General features: G+C 72.0%; 16 protein-coding genes. 8 read left to right on the plus strand and 8 right to left on the minus strand.

What is annotated here, in order from left to right:
• The first annotated feature begins 28 nt into the window (after nt 1–28).
• Nucleotides 29–1,015, plus strand: a complete 987-nt coding sequence (locus ABH926_RS06060; RefSeq protein ID WP_370364340.1) for an aldo/keto reductase — start codon at nt 29–31, stop codon at nt 1,013–1,015.
• 177 nt (nt 1,016–1,192) lie between these two features.
• On the opposite strand, the gene ABH926_RS06065 is transcribed toward ABH926_RS06060, so the two are convergent.
• Entirely contained in the window at nt 1,193–1,588 is a 396-nt protein-coding gene (locus ABH926_RS06065; protein ID WP_370364341.1) for a YciI family protein, read from the minus strand.
• On the minus strand, nt 1,585–2,742 hold the full coding sequence (locus ABH926_RS06070) for a glycosyltransferase family 4 protein (RefSeq protein ID WP_370364342.1): 1,158 nt from the start codon (nt 2,740–2,742) through the stop codon (nt 1,585–1,587). The genes ABH926_RS06065 and ABH926_RS06070 overlap by 4 nt, the downstream gene beginning before the upstream one ends.
• Before the next feature lie 140 nt (nt 2,743–2,882).
• Between ABH926_RS06070 and ABH926_RS06075 the strand changes: the two genes are divergently transcribed.
• Nucleotides 2,883–4,292: a glycosyltransferase 87 family protein gene (locus ABH926_RS06075; protein ID WP_370364343.1), complete on the plus strand. Its 1,410-nt coding sequence runs from the start codon at nt 2,883–2,885 to the stop codon at nt 4,290–4,292.
• A gap of 1,250 nt (nt 4,293–5,542) precedes the next feature.
• Here ABH926_RS06075 and ABH926_RS06080 read toward each other — a convergent pair.
• Nucleotides 5,543–6,790, minus strand: a complete 1,248-nt coding sequence (locus tag ABH926_RS06080) for a cytochrome P450 (protein WP_370364344.1) — start codon at nt 6,788–6,790, stop codon at nt 5,543–5,545.
• Nucleotides 6,791–6,890: 100 nt separating this feature from the next.
• Between ABH926_RS06080 and ABH926_RS06085 the strand changes: the two genes are divergently transcribed.
• Together ABH926_RS06085 and ABH926_RS06090 are read left to right on the plus strand one after the other, a co-directional pair.
• Nucleotides 6,891–7,493 carry a TetR/AcrR family transcriptional regulator gene (locus ABH926_RS06085; RefSeq protein WP_370364345.1) on the plus strand — a complete coding sequence of 201 codons (603 nt, stop codon included), beginning with the start codon at nt 6,891–6,893 and terminating at the stop codon, nt 7,491–7,493.
• A gap of 12 nt (nt 7,494–7,505) precedes the next feature.
• Nucleotides 7,506–8,411, plus strand: a complete 906-nt coding sequence (locus tag ABH926_RS06090) for a DUF4429 domain-containing protein (RefSeq protein WP_370364346.1) — start codon at nt 7,506–7,508, stop codon at nt 8,409–8,411.
• A gap of 15 nt (nt 8,412–8,426) precedes the next feature.
• Here the strand turns inward: ABH926_RS06090 and ABH926_RS06095 are convergent, their stop codons facing one another.
• A complete protein-coding gene (locus tag ABH926_RS06095; RefSeq protein WP_370364347.1) occupies nt 8,427–10,052 on the minus strand; it encodes a protein kinase in 1,626 nt (541 codons plus the stop codon).
• A gap of 177 nt (nt 10,053–10,229) precedes the next feature.
• Between ABH926_RS06095 and ABH926_RS06100 the strand changes: the two genes are divergently transcribed.
• The gene (locus tag ABH926_RS06100; RefSeq protein ID WP_370364348.1) at nt 10,230–11,234 is read left to right on the plus strand and encodes a phosphotransferase family protein; all 1,005 of its coding nucleotides are present in this window, start codon (nt 10,230–10,232) and stop codon (nt 11,232–11,234) included.
• Here ABH926_RS06100 and ABH926_RS06105 read toward each other — a convergent pair.
• Complete coding sequence (locus ABH926_RS06105; RefSeq protein WP_370364349.1) at nt 11,215–12,129, minus strand: alpha/beta fold hydrolase; 915 nt, start codon at nt 12,127–12,129, stop codon at nt 11,215–11,217. The two genes, ABH926_RS06100 and ABH926_RS06105, sit on opposite strands and share 20 nt — an antisense overlap.
• A gap of 60 nt (nt 12,130–12,189) precedes the next feature.
• Between ABH926_RS06105 and ABH926_RS06110 the strand changes: the two genes are divergently transcribed.
• A complete protein-coding gene (locus tag ABH926_RS06110; RefSeq protein ID WP_370364350.1) occupies nt 12,190–12,750 on the plus strand; it encodes a helix-turn-helix domain-containing protein in 561 nt (186 codons plus the stop codon).
• On the opposite strand, the gene ABH926_RS06115 is transcribed toward ABH926_RS06110, so the two are convergent.
• On the minus strand, nt 12,743–13,687 hold the full coding sequence (locus ABH926_RS06115) for a helix-turn-helix domain-containing protein (RefSeq protein WP_370364351.1): 945 nt from the start codon (nt 13,685–13,687) through the stop codon (nt 12,743–12,745). The genes ABH926_RS06110 and ABH926_RS06115 overlap by 8 nt on opposite strands.
• Nucleotides 13,688–13,792: 105 nt before the next feature.
• On the opposite strand from ABH926_RS06115, the gene ABH926_RS06120 reads away from it, so the two are divergent.
• Nucleotides 13,793–14,488: an SDR family NAD(P)-dependent oxidoreductase gene (locus tag ABH926_RS06120; protein WP_370364352.1), complete on the plus strand. Its 696-nt coding sequence runs from the start codon at nt 13,793–13,795 to the stop codon at nt 14,486–14,488.
• A gap of 67 nt (nt 14,489–14,555) precedes the next feature.
• Here ABH926_RS06120 and ABH926_RS06125 read toward each other — a convergent pair whose 3' ends face one another.
• Nucleotides 14,556–14,942 carry a pyridoxamine 5'-phosphate oxidase family protein gene (locus ABH926_RS06125; RefSeq protein WP_370364353.1) on the minus strand — a complete coding sequence of 129 codons (387 nt, stop codon included), beginning with the start codon at nt 14,940–14,942 and terminating at the stop codon, nt 14,556–14,558.
• Entirely contained in the window at nt 14,939–15,532 is a 594-nt protein-coding gene (locus ABH926_RS06130; RefSeq protein WP_370364354.1) for a dihydrofolate reductase family protein, read from the minus strand. The genes ABH926_RS06125 and ABH926_RS06130 overlap by 4 nt, the downstream gene beginning before the upstream one ends.
• A 103-nt stretch (nt 15,533–15,635) precedes the next feature.
• Here ABH926_RS06130 and ABH926_RS06135 point away from each other — a divergent pair, with 103 nt between their 5' ends.
• Nucleotides 15,636–16,112: a winged helix-turn-helix transcriptional regulator gene (locus ABH926_RS06135; protein ID WP_370364355.1), complete on the plus strand. Its 477-nt coding sequence runs from the start codon at nt 15,636–15,638 to the stop codon at nt 16,110–16,112.
• Nucleotides 16,113–16,143 lie beyond the last annotated feature (31 nt).

A 16,143-nucleotide genomic window follows, 5' to 3' on the forward strand; every position in this document is an offset into this window, starting at 1 on the left:
TTAGAAAGCTCAGAGAGGATTGATTGTTTTGCAGCAAGTCCGACTGGGCCGTACCGGCCTGAAAGTCTCCCGCCTGTGCCTGGGCATGATGAGCTACGGAAGCCCGCAGTCCCGGGCCTGGATCCTGCCCGAGGACGCGGCACTGCCCTTGGTCGCCCGCGCCGTCGAGGCCGGGATCACGTACTTCGACACCGCCGACATGTACTCCGGCGGCGCCAGCGAGGAAGTGACCGGCCGCATCCTGCCGAAGCTGTTCGCCGACCGCGAGGACTACGTCCTGGCCACCAAGGTCTTCTTCCCGACCGGCACCGGCCCGAACGACGCCGGCCTGTCCCGCAAGCACATCATGGCCTCCATCGACGCCTCGCTGCGCCGGCTCGGCGCCGACTACGTGGACCTGTACCAGATCCACCGCTGGGACCGCGAGACCCCCATCGAGGAGACGATGGAGGCGCTGCACGACGTGGTGCGCGCCGGAAAGGCACGCTACATCGGCGCGTCGAGCATGGCGGCGTGGCAGTTCGCCAAGGCACAGCACACCGCGGAGCTGCACGGCTGGACCCGCTTCGTGTCGATGCAGAACCACTACAACCTCGTCTACCGCGAGGAGGAGCGGGAGATGATCCCGCTGTGCCTGGACCAGGGCGTCGCCGTCCTGCCCTGGAGCCCGCTGGCGCGAGGCCTGCTCGCCGGGGCCCGCAGCCGGGCCGGGGAGGCGACCACGACGCGCTCGACGAGCGATCCGTTCGCATCAGAGCTCTACGACGAGGGCGACTTCCCGGTCGTGGACGCGATGGAGGCCATCGCCGCGGCCCGGGGTGTGCCGCCGGCGCAGGTGTCGCTGGCGTGGCTGTTGAGCCGGCCCGGCGTCACGGCGCCGATCTTCGGGGCGACGAAGCCGCACCACATCGATGACGCGGTGGCCGCGCTGGGGATCGAGCTGACGGCCGAGGAGATCGCGGCCATGCAGGCGCCTTATCGGCCGCGCGGACCGGTGGTGCCGGACTACACCTGAGCCCGGAGAGGTTGGGCGGGCGCGCCATTTCTCAGGCGGCAGCGACGCCTCCACACTCATCAGCCGCACCGCCGCGCGGCCCATCGCCTCGTTCCAGTCCGGGAAGTGCCTGCGCTGATCCGTGGTCATGGCACCGAATGCGGCAAGGGCCTCGCAGGTCCGGCAAGCGACTCAGGCCTATGCTTCGCCCTCGACCGCGGTCGCCGGCGGCTCCCCCATCCCGAACCAGTCGTGAATCGGCCGCACCTCGACCGCCACCACATGGAAGTCCAGCACCCGCGCCGCGATCTCCCGCGCCCGCTCCGCGCTCTCGCATTCGAGCACGTAGTACGCCGTCACATGCTCCGTCGCCTCCGCGAACGGCCCCTCGGCGGCTGCCGGCCCGGCGTCGGGCTGCCAGCGCAGCGTCGTGGTGTCCTTCGGGAACACCAGGCCCGCGCCGTTCAGCAGCTCGCCGGTCTCGCCCAGGTCCGCGTGCAGCGCTTCGTGGCGGGCGAAGACGTCCGCACGCTGCTCGGCCGTCATCGCGGCCGTGGCGGCGGGATCGGCGTACATCAGGACCATGAATTTCATGCCGCGACTTTAGCCGCGGGGTCCAACAGGCGGCGCAGGATCTCGGCGATGGAGTCCCACTGCCACTTCTCCTCGACCCAGGCCCGGCCGCGCTCGCCCATCGCCTTGGCCTTGGCCGGGTCCTTCAGGAGTTCCACGCAGCGGGCCGCTGTGCGCTCGATCGAGTCGCCGGGGACCACGTAGCCGGTCTCGCCCTCCAGCACCGCCTCCGGGGCGCCGCCGCTGTCGCCGGCGATCACCGGCAGGCCGACCGCGGAGGCCTCCAGGTAGACGATGCCCAGGCCCTCCACGTCCAGGCCGTAGCGGCGGGTGCGGCAGGGCATCGCGAAGACGTCGCCGACCGCGAACAGTGTCGGCAGCTTCTCCCACGGGACCGAGCCGGTGAAGACCACGTGCTCGGCCACGCCCTCAGAAACGGCCAGTTTCTGCAGCGTCTCCTTGTACGGCCCGCCGCTGCCGATCAGCAGCGCCGCGCCGGGAACCTGTTGGCGGATCAACGGCAGGGCCCTGATCAGGGTGTCCTGGCCCTTGCGGGGCACCAGGCGGGAGACGCACGCCACCACCGGGCGGCCGGCCAGGCCCAGGGAGGCGCGCATCTCGGCCGCGCCGGCCGGGTTCGGGTGGAACATGTCGACGTCCACGCCCGGCGTCAGCTGCACCATCCGGGCGGCGGCGGCCGGGGTCAGGGCCTTGGCGATGCGGGCCCGGTGGTACTCGTTGAGGTAGGTGACGCAGTCCACCTGGTCGGCGATCTTGCGCAGCAGGTCGCGGGCACCGGGGAGCTTGGCCCAGCCGGACTCGTGGCCGTGGGTGGTGGCGACCAGGCGCTGCACGCCCGCCTTGCGCAGTGCCGGGGCCATCAGGCCCAAAGGCGCCGCGGCGCCGAACCACACCGACTCCGCGCCGATCTCCTTGGCGATCGCCACGGCCCGCTTGGTGCGGTCCGGGGTCGGGAGCAGCATGCCGGTCTTCTCGCGGATCACGCGGTGCTTCTGCTTGGCGTCGAACTCGCGGCAGCGCGCCGGGTCCCCGTGCCAGGAGGACGCGTAGACCACGGTCTGCTCGGCGGGGAGCCGCTCGACCATGTTCTGCACGAACTGCTGGATCCCGCCGGGCCGGGGCGGGTAGTCGTTGGTGACCACGAGAATCGTCAAAGTTCAGCCTTCCAGCCCTGGTCACACAGCAACAGCCCGCTAACCCAACGGAGTTTATCCGGAACCGGCCCCCGCCTTTGACGCACCGGGCCGAGCGGCGCGCGAGCGCCGGTGCGCGGCCGATTAGGATGGCAGCCACCATGAGGATCGCCCGCCGCCAGCCCGTCGTCCCCTGGTACGCCGCCACCCGCGTCGTGCTGCTCCTGCTGGCCCTGAACGTCCTGCCGTACTTCAACCGCGGCGCGATCATCGGCGACGTCAGCACCTACCGCCAGTGGATCAGCGGGTCGTTCGACCAAGGCCAGTACCCGCTCTCCGACCAGAGGTGGCAGTACCCGCCGGGCGCCGCCGCTCCCCTTCTGCTGCCGCACTGGCTGCCCGGCAGCTACTACGTGCTGTTCTTCGTGATGTGCCTGATCGCCGACGTAGCGGTGTTCTGGATGCTGCTGCGCGCGGCGAAGCGCGCCGACCCGGCCCAGCCCTCGCCGGCCGGGCCCTGGCTGTGGACGCTCGGCATCGCCGCCATCGGGCCGATGGCCTACGGCCGCTACGACCTGGTGGTCACGGCCTTCGCCGTGGCCGCGCTGACCGTGACGCCGCGCTCCAAACGCTCCACGGCCGTGGCGCGCGGCGTCCTGATCGGCTTCGGCGCATTCCTCAAGCTCTGGCCCGCGGCCTTCCTGTTCGGCGCGCCCAAGCGCCGCAACGGCCGGCTGCTGGTCGGCGTCGCGGCGGCCACGGCCGTGGTGCCCACGCTGGCGCTGGAGCTGTTCTTCCCGGGCGTGTTGTCCTTCCTCACCAACCAGAAGACCCGCGGCGTCCAACTGGAGTCGGTGTTCGCCACGCCGTTCGTGGCCGGCAGGTGGTTCGGCTGGTCGGGAGGGGTCACGAACACGCACGGCGCCTACGAGTTCACCGGCCCGGGCGTACCCCTGGCCGGCAAGGCGGCGTTGCTGTCGACCGCCGTCGGCTGCGCGATCCTGTTGCTGATCCGGCGGCGGGCGGCGGTGCGGGGCGGGTTCCCGTTCCCGTCGTCGATGCTGGCGGATGTGGGCTTCGCGGCGGTGCTGGTCTTCGTCGTCACCAGCCGCGTACTCTCGCCGCAGTACCTGGTGTGGCTGCTCGGGGTGGCGGCCGTGTGCCTGACCAGCCGCCAGACGCTGATGCGCGTCCCCGCCTGGCTGGTCCTGGCCGCGGTCTCGGTGACGCAGCTGATCTTCCCGCTCTTCTACCACACGCTGCGCGGCGGCCAGATCTACTCCGGCGCGATCCTGATCGGGCGCAACACGGTGCTGGTGGTCGCGGCGGTGCTGGCGCTGCGGGCGCTGTGGCGCGCGACCGGGACGGCCCTGGACGGCGTGCGGGTCCCGGTCTCAGGAGTGCTTTTTGGCGAGGATCGCGGTCACCGTGTGCGCCTCGTTCAGGACGAAGGCGCGCCACTTGACCGTGAACTCGGCGGTGGTGGTGCCGAGCACGGTCCGGAAGGCGTGGTCGACGGGGTCGGCGGTCCCGGCCGGGGCGGTGCCGACCGCCTTGTAGAAGGCGACTAGCTTCGCCTGCCCGTACCTCTCGGCGATCAGCGCGCAGGCCAGGTTGCTGATCTGGTACGTCCGCGACACCGAGTCGCCGGAGCCGGCGAAGTCGTCGGTGACCGGCAGCGCCTGCGGGGTCCAGCCGTGCTGCGAGACCGCGTTCGCCAGCTCCTCGAACCGCCGGTCGACCGAGATCGACGAGCCGAGGTAGCCGCTGTAGTCGGCGGCCCCCTCCGAGAGCCACAGCGGCACCGCCGGGGTGGTCCAGGCGCGGGTGGCGACGTGCGTGAGCTCGTGGTCGAAGAAGAACTGCCAGGCGTCCGGCGCCTCGCCGTCGAACGCGTCCGGGTTGACCAGCACCCGGCTGGCCGGCGCCGCGGTCAGCGCCTGGCCGCCCTCGCCAGCGGTGATCGCGACCACCCCGGCCAGACTGCCGGGCGAGCTGTCCAGCAGGGTCTCGACCTGGGCCTGGTTCATCGGGACCTCGACCACGACGGTCCCCTTCCAGCCGGCCGCGCCCCAGACCGTCGCGGCCTTCGCGGCCGCGTGGTCGGCCAGGTCGGCGAACGGCTTGAGCCGCTGCTCGCCGCCGAGGCCGATGACCAGCGAGCGCGAGCCCTGCACGACCGAGACCGGGCCCTGGTCCCAGATTTGGGTGTCGGCGTGCAGACCTGCCGCGGTGCCGTCGCTCCCGGAGGACACCAGCCACTGGCCGCCGCGCTCGACGAACGTCAGATACCGCGTGTCGGTCACCGGCTTGTAGTCCACGCCGGAGAGCTCGTAGGACTCGGTCACCTGGTACAGGTGCGCCACTCCGGCCTTCTTCGCCGCGCTCTGGTCGGCGGCCGGCGCCATGCTCCAGGAGGCCAGCGGCAGCGCCATCAGGTTGTCGAAGACCTGCGCGTCGGCGGTCTTGAAGCCGCCGTCGGCGTCGGTGGCCAGGTAGGCGGCCTTGTCGTGGGCGGCGACGGCGGCGCCGCGGGCGGCCAGGGTGGCGGCCGCGGCGGCCCGGACCTTCGGCTCCGGCGGCGCGGCCTGCGCCGCGGAGGTCATGGCGCAGCGCGCGACGACGACCGCGATCACCACGGCGAGCAGCGCCGCGCCGGCGCGGACCCGTCCGCTGCGCAGCGTGCCGGCAGGCAGGCGGGAGGTGGTCCCGTCCGATCGCCGCAGCCCTGGTATGCCCGCCATAGCGGACCATGCTAAGCCTTCGCGTCGAACATCCGGGCCAGCTCGCCGTCGCGCGAGCGCCCTGCCCACCTGCCGGTCTAACCCACAGTCACCGGCAGCGCGTCCATTCCTCGGAGGTTGATCCGGCCATTCCACACCGGCTCCCCGGCCAGGGCCAGCCCCGGGAACCGGGCGGCCAGCCGCTCGATCGCGACCCGGCCCTCCAGCCGGGCCAGCGCCGCGCCCAGGCAGTGGTGCGGGCCGCCGCCGAAGGCGACGTGGTTGCGGGCGTTGGGCCGGTCCAGCCGCAGCTCCTCGGCGTCCGGGCCCCAGTAGGCCTGGTCGCGGTTGGCCGAGGACAGGCCGGCGACCACGAAGGCGCCCTTCGGGATCACCGTGCCGCGGACCTCGTACGGTTCCAGGATGACCCGCCGCGACAGCTGCACCGGGCTGTCGTAGCGCAGCAGCTCCTCCACGGCGTTGGCGGCCGCCTCCGGCGTCTCCCGCAGCTTCTTCAGCTCGTCGGGGTGGTTCAGCAGGGCCAGCGTGCCGTTGCCGATGAGGTTGACGGTGGTCTCGTGGCCGGCCACGTACAGCAGCACCACCTGCGCGATGAGCTCCTCGTCGGACAGGCGGTCGCCGTCCTGCTCGGCGGCGATGAGCGCGGTCAGCAGGTCCTCGCCGGGGCGCTCGCGCTTGTAGGCGATCAGGCCGCGGACGATGTCCTGCATCTCCAGGCGCGCGGTGTTGATCTCCATCAGCAGGTCGGGGTCGCCGATCGGCTCCAGCGTGCGGACCAGCAGCCCGCTCAGGACCCTGATCCGCTCGTGGTCGGTGTCGGGGATGCCGAGCATCCGGGATATCACCGCGAACGGGATCGGGAAGGCCACGGTCCCGATCAGGTCGGCGCTCCCGTTTCCGCCTCCGGCCTCGGCCAGCCGGTCCAGGGCGGCATCCACGAGCTCGGTGACGAACGGTTCCAGCGCGGCCACCGAGCGCGGCGTGAAGACCTTCGACACCAGGCCGCGCAGCCGGGTGTGGTCCGGCGGGTCGCGGTCGAGCATCGACATGCCGTAGGCGTCGACGGTGTCGCCGGTCACCGGGGCCGCCGCCGCGATCATCGCGTCGGCCTGCAGCCGCGCCGTGCTGCCCTCCGCGGAGTTGCGGTAGTCGACGGAGTTCCCCGAGCGCAGCAGCGCGGAGACGTCGTCGTGCCGGGTCAGCATCCAGAAGCCGAACGGGTGCGAGTGCACCGGTTCGGCGTCCCGGAGCCGGCGGTAGGCCGGGTAGGGATCGTCGCTGAACCCCGGCTCAAACGGGTTGAAGAGCGGTTCGAGATCGGTCATGCGGACTCACCTCGGTCTCCCGAGTCCCGCCAGGGCCTCCGGCGGCCCTTCGGATACTCAGTGTCGGAAACATACGCTGTGTATGTCGTATGCTCTGGCCATGTCCGGTGTCAAGAGCAGGCGCGAGCAGTACTCTGAAGCGACTCGCGCGGCCCTGCTGGCGGCCGCCGCGCGCCGCTTCGCCCAGCACGGCTTCGCCGGCACCGCCCTGGAGGACGTCGCCGCCGACATCCAGGCCACCCGCGGCGCGGTGTACCACCACTTCGCGAACAAGACGGCGCTGTTCCGCGCGGTCCACGAACAGGCCGAGGCCGAGATGCTCAAGCGGGTCGAGGCCGCCGCCGCAGTGCACGCCGACGACGTGCGCGCCGCCGCCGAGGCCGCGCTGAACGAGTTCCTGGAGTGCTGCTGCGAGCCGGAGTACGGGCGCCTGGTGTGGCAGGAGGCGCCGATGGCCCTGGGCTGGTCGGAGTGGCGGGCCAGCGAGGAGCAGTACGCCTTCGGCCTGATCGAGCGCACCATCAAGGCCCTGATCGATGCCGGGGCGCTGCCGCCGCTGCCGGCCGGCACCATGGCGCGCGCGGTGTTCCAGCTGCTCGGCGCGGCCGGCATCGAGCTGGCCCTGACCCCGGAGCCGGACAAGGCCCGGGTGAAGGACGAGTACGCCCAAGTCCTGCGGTACATGCTCGGCGACAAGGCCTGATGTAATCGGGGCATGGCCGAGCTCATCGGGAAGAACGGGACCTGGACCTTCGACGGCGCCGTGCTCCGCGTGGTCCCGGGGCACGACAAGGAGGTCTCCCGGCTGCGCTCGGCACTCGGCGAGATCGCGGTGCCGCTGGCGGCCCTGGCCGGGATCGCGTTCGAGGCCGCTCCGGAGGGCGGCAAGAAGGCCAAGAGCGGCGCGGGCCGCATCCGTCTGCGGCTTCGCTCCGGCGCCGACCCCCTTCTGCAGGCCTGCGGCGGCCGGCTCTCCGACGAAGCGGACCCCTATCAGCTGGAAGTACCGGTCGAACGCGGCGGGGTCGCGGAGTACTTCGCCGAGGAAGTGCGTGACGCGCTGAGCGTGGCACAAGTCCCCACCGAGCCGGCCGACCGCTACCTGCTCACCCCGCCGCCGGTGCCGATCTCGGCGAACGGCCAGGACGGGACCGGCTCCTTCGACGGCGAGACCGTCCGCCTGGAGTGGGGCTGGCTGGCCGACGGGAAGAAGCGCACAGCCGGCGACCGCGCCTGGCCGCTGGCGGCGCTGGAGGCCGTGGAATGGCGGCCGGCGGTGGGGATGGACTGGGGCTGGATCCGCTTCCGGGTCCGCGGGGACGCCGGGATCGTCTCGCCGAACCCGCGCCTGGACCCGAACTGTCTGGCCCTGTGGGGGACGAAGAAGGAGAGCGGGAACAGCGCGGTGCTGGCCGCGGCGATCGTGGGACGGATGCCGCACCCGAACGCGGCCCCTGAGATGCCCGCGACGGCGGCGGCGACGACGGCGGCGGCCGCCGCCGCTCCCGACCACGACGCACTGCTGCGCCGGCTGCGGGAGCTGGGCGATCTGCACTGCGACGGGGTGCTCACCGACGAGGAGTTCGCGATGGCGAAGCAGGCTGTGCTGAAGCTGATGTAGGCGGCGGCCCGAGGTTCAGCAGTCCGCTGCTTTGCGGACGTCCGCGGGCGCCCCTCTGATCACGCCCTCGCAGATCGCGGGTCCGAGGTCGACCGCATACCAGGCGGCGCCGTCATATTCGTAGACAGCCCAGATGTCGCCGACACTCGCCGAGCTGAGCTTCGCCGCGGCCCAGCCGTCGTCGCACTTCAGGCCGCTGGGCTTCGCGTCGGAGGGCAGCGTTCCGCCGTTCTTCTGCTTGGCGAGGTCGAGGGCCTCCTGGCCGCTGAAGCAGGCCGGGCCGGAGGAGGTCGACGTCTTCGACACCGCCTGCGTCGGCGCACCGGTTCGACTGCGGGAGCCGGCCGTGGGGGGTGTGGGGCTCGTCGCGTCCGTCTCGGACGAGGCTGCGGGATCCGCCGAGCCCGACGTATCCGCCGTCTCCGGCGTCGAAGGGCCCGCGATCTGCTCCGCGGAGGAGGACACCGGCGGACTCGCGGCGGTCGGGGACCCGCCGGATCCGGCGGTCACCAGAGCCGCCGCCGTCCCGCCGACGGCGAGCGCCGCCACGGCCATGACCGCTGTGAGGGCCCGGCGCGCGGGACGGCGGTCCCGGCCGCCGGTGCCGCCGCGCCCGAACGTCGAGCCTTCCGGGGCACGGGAACCGAACGCCGTCGCGGGTTCGGCCGGCCGTGCGCCGGTGGCGGATGTCCGGCCCTCCGTCCGGTCCTCCGGCAGCAGCGGCACCACCGCCACGTCCGGCGAGGCGCCGCCGTCGCGCAGCGCTTCCACGACCGCTTCGTCCTGCTCCGCGATCAGCGCGTGGACGGCGTCGGGCCAGGTGCGGGTCACCGCCGGCACGTCGCCGATCAGCGCCAGCACCTGCTCCGGCGTCGGACGCGCGGCGGGGTCCTTGGCCAGGCACGCCGCGATGACGTGGCGCAGCCGCTCGGGCACCGCCGCCATGTCCGGCTCGGCGTGCACCACGTTGTAGAGCGTGGCCGGGGTCGAGGCGCCCATGAACGGCTCGATGCCGGTGCACGCCATGTAGACCACCGCGCCGAGCGAGAAGACGTCGCTGGCCGGGGTCAGGGCCTTGCTCTCGGCCTGCTCCGGCGACATGTAACCGGGCGAGCCGACAAGATAGCCGGTGTGTGTCAGCTCGCTGGTGCTGCCGTCGGAGGTGCGGGCCACGCCGAAGTCGATGACCCGCGGCCCGTCGGCGGCCAGCAGCACGTTGGAGGGCTTCAGGTCGCGGTGCACGAGCCCGGCGGCGTGGATCTCGCCGAGCGCCGTGGCGAGCCCGGCGGCCAGCCGCGCGGCGGTGTCCGGCGGCAGCGGCCCGGCGGCCTCGATCGCCTGCCGCAGGGACGGGCCCGGCACGAACACCGTCACCAGCCACGGGATCTCGGTCTCCACATCGGCGTCCACCACCGGCGCGGTGTAGGCTCCGGAGACCCGCCGCGAAGCCGCGACCTCCCGCCGGAAGCGCTCCCGGAACCCTGGCTCCTCGAGGTGCTGCACGTGCACCAGCTTGAGCGCCACGAGCCGCCCGTCCGGCGCCCCGGCCAGGAAGACCCGCCCCATACCGCCCCGCCCGAGCTGGGCGAAGATCCGGTAGGGTCCGATCCGCCGCGGATCCGGCAACCCCAGTGGCTTCATAGACGCCCACCCTAAAGGGCATGCTTCCTGGGAGGAAACGCCAGGGGGCGGATACAGGATGAGACATCGCGCGAACCTGGTGCTCGTCGAGCAAGGACTTGTTGAGGTTCACCGGGACCGGCACGCGGCACTGTCCACCCCGGTCGAGGCCCTCACCGGCCGTGACGGAAGAGATGCATGATGCGGCAGTTCGCAACCAAGGAGCAGTTGTCCGGCATCGTGGCGGCGGTGTTCGGGACCGATCGCCGCGTCCTGACCGCGAACCGGCTGCCCAACGGCAGCAAGAAGGGCGTCTATCGGCTGACGCTCGACGACGCCACGAGCACGATCGTCTACATCTGGGACCCGGCCGAGGACTACTGGAGCGACGTCCAGGGCGCCGACCGCGCCGATCCGGCCGACACTTTCTCCCACGCCTCGGGACTGGACCTGTTCGAAGCCGCGGTGCGCCGGCTGGACTCGCTCGACGTCCGGTGCCCGCGCCTGCTGTTCGCCGACCGCAGCAGAAGCCTGTATCCGGCGGACATCGCAGTGGTCGAAGACGTTCGCGGCGGGACGCTGGAGGCCCTGCTGGAGCGTGATCCCGACGCCGCGCGCGAGCCTTTGGCCGCCCTGGGACAGGCGTTGCGGCGCATGCACGACCATCCGGCCCCGCGGTTCGGGAAGGTCGCCGTCGTCGACGAGGACCTCCCGGTGATCGGCGGATCCGGCGCCCAGATCATCCTCGAGCGGGCGCTCGCGGACGTCGAGGAGGCCGCGGAGCGCGACGAGCGCATGCGGGGCGGCCGCGGTGCCCTGATCTCCGCGCTGCACGGCCTCGCGTCCCGCGTCACCGCGCCGCCGCGGGTCGGCGTGGTGCACGGCGAACTCGGGCCGGACCACGTGATGCTGGCCGCTGACGGCCGGCCGGTGCTGATCGACATCGAGGGCGTGGCCTACTTCGACATCGAGTGGGAGCACGTCTTCGTCCGCATGCGCTTCGGCCGCCACTACGCCCCGCTGGGCCGCGACGACCTCGACCCGGACCGCATGCGCCTGTACCAGCTGGCCATGCACGTCAGCCTGGTCGCCGGACCGCTGCGGATCGCCGGCGGGGACCATCCGGAGGCGGCCTGGTTCCGGGACCTGGCCGCGACCCATGCGGGCATCGCTTTGGCGATGGCTACACAATCAGCCCCCTGACTGCCTCGACCACCGCCTCCGGCCGCCGCATCACCAGCGTCACGTGCCCGACGCCCTCAACCCGCCGGTTCTCACCGCGGGTGAAGGACGCGGCCAGCTCGTCGTAGAGCCGCAGCTTGCCTTCGGTCTCGGCGGCCACCAGCTCCTCCGGCATGCCCGCCGAAACCGCCTGCTTGAACGCGTCGACGGCCATCGCGGTCAGCACCACGGTGGGAACGTCCGGGACCTGGTCCGCCACGGCGCGCATCTCCTCACTCAGGGCCTTGACATTCGAGCCCTCCTGGATGCCGACGCGCAGCCAGGCCGGGTGGACGTGGTTGGCCACCAGCGGTTCGCGGACCTCGGCCGGGAAATCGGCCATCGCGTCCCGGAACAGCCCGCGGTAGAAGTCCCGGATCTCCGTCGGGATCTCGTCGGGCACAGCGGCGTCCAGGTCGAAGGCGTCCCAGAGGTCGGTCAGCTCCTTGGGCATGTACTTGCGGAAGTCCTCGTGGCCGGGCTCGACCAGGACGAGACCGGCGACCTGCTCGGGGTGGCGGGCCGCGAAGTAGCGCGCGTACAGGCCGCCGAGCGAGTGACCGACGAGGATGCGGGGTCCTGCGATATCCGCCGCTCGCAGCAACTCTTCCAGCTCGTCGGCGACCTCGCGCAGGCTGCGCGGCAGCTTCACGGCGCGGCTGCTCCAACCGGTCCCGCCGCGGTCGTAGCCCACGACGGTCGCGAACTGCGCGATCCCCTCCTGCACGCGCCACATGTCCAGTCCGACCGAGCCGCCGCCGGGCAGCAATACGACGGTCGCCTCCCCCGCTCCGCTGCGGTACGTCTGCAGGCTGTGGCCCTGCACGTCGTAGTACCGGCCGAACGGCGCGGGCAGTTCGACATCCATCTCAGTCATTCGCGACTCCCCCAGATCTTCTGCATTCCCAACTATGGGAACGGTACCAGATGTGGAAACATGCAGCCCGTGGACACGCTCACCCTCCTTCTGCACCCCGTCAGACTGCGGATCGCGCACGCCATGGCCGGCGGCCGGACCCGCACCACCGCCGAGTTGTGCGAGCAGTTGGCCGACGTGCCGAAGACGACGGTGTACCGGCACGTGGGCCTGCTCGCCGACGGCGGCGTCCTGGACGTGGTCGGCGAGCAGCGCGTCCACGGCGCGGTCGAACGCCGCTACCGCATGCGCGACACCCGCGCCCGCATCAGTTCCGAGGACGCCGCGGCGATGAGCGTCGAGGACCACCGCCGGGCCTTCGCCGCCGCGGTGGCCGCCCTGCTCGCGGCGTTCAACGGCTACCTCGACGACGCCGGCGCCGACCCCGCCGCCGACTCGGTCGGCTATCGCCAGATCCCGCTGTGGCTCAGCCCCGCCGAACTCGCGGAGATGGTCGAGGAGTTGCGTGACGGCATCGTCGCGCGCGCCGGGAACGGGCCCGCGCCGGATCGCGGCCTGTATCTGCTCAGCCCGATCTTCTTCCCGATCGAGAAGCCCGAGGGCACCGGCTCCGTCAGCTGATCGGCACGTCGGCCGGCGGGACGGCGGGCGAGACGGCGCCGGCGATCAGCGCGAGCCGCAGCTTGGTCTCGTCCGGGCTGCCCGGCACCGCGGTCATGACGACGATCTTCAACTCGGTGTCCCCGTCGCCGAGCACATCGCAGTTCACTGTCACCGGTCCGACCGACGGATGCTCGATCCTCTTGTGGTCCTCGCGATGCGCGCCCACCACACCGGCGGCCCACAGCTCGGCGAACCGCGCGTTGCCCGCATTCAGATCGGCGATCAGCGCGGCCAAGCGCGGATCGTTGGGGAATCTGCCCGTGGCCCGCCGCAGGTCGGCGACGACGGCGCGGTCCACGGCATCGGGGTCCGACTCGATCACCGGCCAGTGCGCGAGCCTCGCGACTTCGAATACGGCTCCGGGTCCAGCCCCGACCCCGGACTCCGCCCCCGGCTCGCCCCCGACCGGGAACTTGCTCCGCGCGAAGTTCCGCAACCGCGGCGGCGCCTCGGCGGGATCGCCCAACAACGTGGCCCAGCCGCGGTTCCACCACACCAGTTCCCAGTCGGCGGCGAACACCGCGGCCGCCGTGTCCCCGAGGCGGCTGAGCACCCGGTGCACGCCCGGCGGGATGTGGTCGCTGATCGTGCCGTCGGCCGGCGGCACGAGGCGGGCCAGCCGGTACAGGTGGTCGCGTTCGGCGACCGTCAGCTGCAGCGCCCGGGCCAGCGCCGCGACCACCGGGGCCGAGGGCGTCGTGGCCCGGCCCTGCTCCAGGCGCACCAGATAGTCCACCGACACCCCTGCCAGGTCGGCGAGCTCCTCCCGCCGCAGGCCCGCGGCCCTGCGCGCCCGCCCCGAGGGCAGCGCCACCGCCGACGGCGGGAGGCGGTCCCGCCAGATGCGGATCGTCGCACCGAGATCGGCCGCCGGTGGAGTACTCATGAGATCCATCCTCGCTCAGCGTCAGGGCGTATGGCGGATCCAAGGGTGGTACCGCTGTTCCTACCGTTGAGGCGATCCTGGCGGACGCGTCACCGCGGCGCGGACCATGAAGCCATGGCAATCATCTTCATCACCGGGGCCAACAAGGGACTCGGCCACGAGGCGGCCCGGCGTCTGATCGGACTCGGGCACACGGTGCTGCTCGGAGCGCGCGACGCGGAGCGGGGCCGGCAGGCCGCCGAGGTGCTCGGCGCGCGCTTCGTCCGGATCGACGTGACCGACGACGCCTCGGTCGCGGCCGCCGCCTCGGACGTCGCCGCCCACGAGGGCCGGATCGACGTCCTGGTCAACAACGCCGGGATCAGCCACCGGAACGGCGATCCCGGAACCATCACCGGCGCCGACGCGCTGCTCGTGTTCGACACGAACGTGGCCGGCGTGGTGCGCGCGACCTCCGCGTTCCTGCCGCTGCTGCGCGAGTCGGCGGACCCGGCGATCCTCAACGTCAGCAGCGGCATGGGCTCACAGACGCTCACGCACGACCCGGACCGGGTCGAGTCCGCCGTGATCGCGCCTCTGTACGCCGCCTCGAAGAGCGCCCTGACGATGCTCACCACGATGTACGCGAAGGCGCTGCCCGACATCCGCGTGAACGCCGTCGACCCCGGCTACACGGCGACCGATCTGAACGGCCACAGCGGCACGCAGACCGTCACCGAGGGGACGGACGCGATCGTCGCACTCGCCACCGAGGGGCCGGGCGCGGGCTCGGGGCGGTTCGTGGACCGTGAGGGCGACATCGCCTGGTGAGCCTGGCATGAGCAACCGGGCTCGGTGAGCCGGGCATGGTGAAAAACTCACGGCGAACCGGGCTCGGTCAGCCCACCCCCACGGTCTGCTTGTCCGGCTCGATGAGCAGCACGACCCGGTCCATGCTCCGGTCGTAGGGCTGGCCGATGTACCGCATCGCGATCGGGTCGATGATCTCCCAGACCGCGTCGCCCTCGATCCACTCCACGACCCGGCCGCGGATCGCGACCGGGGTGTTCGGCGCGTCGACCGGGGTGAAGGAGAGGGCGACACGCGGGTCGCGGCGCATGTTGCGGGCCTTGGGGCTGTCCGGGCCGGTGAGGATCGCGATGCGGTCGCCGTGCGGGGCGGCCCAGATGGTGACGGAGTGCGGCGCGCCGTCGGGCAGGATCGTCGCCAGGTGTACGAGCGGGGCGGCGTCCAGGATGCGGCGGACTTCGGGGTCGAGCTTCATTTCTGCACCTCGTATCGCAGATGAGTGACGCCAGGAGCCGGGACGGCCTCGACGAGGGTCAGCCGGATGTACCGCGGCAGTTCCTGGAAGAAGGGCCGGCCGCCGCCGAGCAGGACCGGCACCTGGTGCAGGATCAGCTCGTCGACCAGGCCTTCCTCGAGCGCCGCGGTTACCACGCCGCCGCCCATCAGGCCGACGTCCTTGCCGGCCCCGGCCAGCTCCCGGGCGACGGCGATCGCGTCGGCGACGCCCGTGGTGACCAGCCGCTGCCGGTCGGAGACTTCGGCGGGACGGTGGCTGAGCAGGACCAGCGGCGCGTTCGGGTGCGCGCTGCCGCCGCCGAAGTGCTCGGAGTCCTCGAAGGTGTTGCGGCCGACGACGACGGCGCCCACCCGGGCGGCGGTCTCGTCGAAGACCCGCGCGCTGGCGCCGCTCAAGCGGAAGCCGTCGAACTCGCGGCTCGGCGTGTCGCCGGAGAAGTACCAGTCGAAGAGCATCCCGCCGTCGCCGAGGCCGTGACCGGCCCCGGGGCCGCGGCCGGTGATGTAGCCGTCGACCGACACGGCGTGGGCGCTGAAGACCTTGCCCATCGTTCGCCATCCCTTCTGGAGTTCCTTCAGGAAACTCTGTCCTGGTGTGAACCGTAGCACGTTCGGGTTCCTTGAGGGAACTCAGAGCGTTAGAGTGGACGGTATGCAGCGCACGAACTTCAGCGACCTGGCCGCGTGCTCGATCGCCCGCACGCTGGACGTGATCGGGGAGCCCTGGTCCCCGCTGATCCTGCGCGACGTGTGGGTCGGGCTCCGGCGCTTCGACCAGATCCAGGGCGACCTCGGGATCTCCCGCAAGGTGCTGACCGAGCGCCTGAACCACCTGGTGGACCAGGGGGTCCTGGAGCGGCGGCCGTACGACCACCGGCCCCGGTACGAGTACCACCTGACGCAGAAGGGGACCGAGCTGGTCGACCTGCTGATGGTGATGACAGCGTGGGGCGACCGGTGGCTGGCCGGCGAAGCGGGGCCGCCGGTGCTGTTCCGGCACCACGCGTGCGGGGAGATCAGCGCGGTGGACCTGCGGTGCGCGCATTGCGGGGAGGCGATGCACGCCGGGGACGTCGATCCCTTGCCGGGGCCGGGGGCGAGCGCCTCGGCGACCGAACCCGCCGCGTGATAAATCGGTGCGCGACGCACTGATTGTTTGA

The organism is Catenulispora sp. GP43, assembly GCF_041260665.1.
GTDB lineage: Bacteria > Actinomycetota > Actinomycetes > Streptomycetales > Catenulisporaceae > Catenulispora.

Excerpts from the sequence above, each read along its gene's own strand:
- ABH926_RS06065 (WP_370364341.1), bottom strand. The coding sequence starts at position 1,588 with ATGAAATTCATGGTCCTGATGTACGCCGATCCCGCCGCCACGGCCGCG.
- ABH926_RS06075 (WP_370364343.1), top strand. The coding sequence starts at position 2,883 with ATGAGGATCGCCCGCCGCCAGCCCGTCGTCCCCTGGTACGCCGCCACC.
- ABH926_RS06080 (WP_370364344.1), bottom strand. The coding sequence starts at position 6,790 with ATGACCGATCTCGAACCGCTCTTCAACCCGTTTGAGCCGGGGTTCAGC.
- ABH926_RS06085 (WP_370364345.1), top strand. The coding sequence starts at position 6,891 with ATGTCCGGTGTCAAGAGCAGGCGCGAGCAGTACTCTGAAGCGACTCGC.
- ABH926_RS06090 (WP_370364346.1), top strand. The coding sequence starts at position 7,506 with ATGGCCGAGCTCATCGGGAAGAACGGGACCTGGACCTTCGACGGCGCC.
- ABH926_RS06095 (WP_370364347.1), bottom strand. The coding sequence starts at position 10,052 with ATGAAGCCACTGGGGTTGCCGGATCCGCGGCGGATCGGACCCTACCGG.
- ABH926_RS06100 (WP_370364348.1), top strand. The coding sequence starts at position 10,230 with ATGATGCGGCAGTTCGCAACCAAGGAGCAGTTGTCCGGCATCGTGGCG.
- ABH926_RS06105 (WP_370364349.1), bottom strand. The coding sequence starts at position 12,129 with ATGACTGAGATGGATGTCGAACTGCCCGCGCCGTTCGGCCGGTACTAC.
- ABH926_RS06110 (WP_370364350.1), top strand. The coding sequence starts at position 12,190 with ATGCAGCCCGTGGACACGCTCACCCTCCTTCTGCACCCCGTCAGACTG.
- ABH926_RS06115 (WP_370364351.1), bottom strand. The coding sequence starts at position 13,687 with ATGGATCTCATGAGTACTCCACCGGCGGCCGATCTCGGTGCGACGATC.
- ABH926_RS06120 (WP_370364352.1), top strand. The coding sequence starts at position 13,793 with ATGGCAATCATCTTCATCACCGGGGCCAACAAGGGACTCGGCCACGAG.
- ABH926_RS06125 (WP_370364353.1), bottom strand. The coding sequence starts at position 14,942 with ATGAAGCTCGACCCCGAAGTCCGCCGCATCCTGGACGCCGCCCCGCTC.
- ABH926_RS06130 (WP_370364354.1), bottom strand. The coding sequence starts at position 15,532 with ATGGGCAAGGTCTTCAGCGCCCACGCCGTGTCGGTCGACGGCTACATC.
- ABH926_RS06135 (WP_370364355.1), top strand. The coding sequence starts at position 15,636 with ATGCAGCGCACGAACTTCAGCGACCTGGCCGCGTGCTCGATCGCCCGC.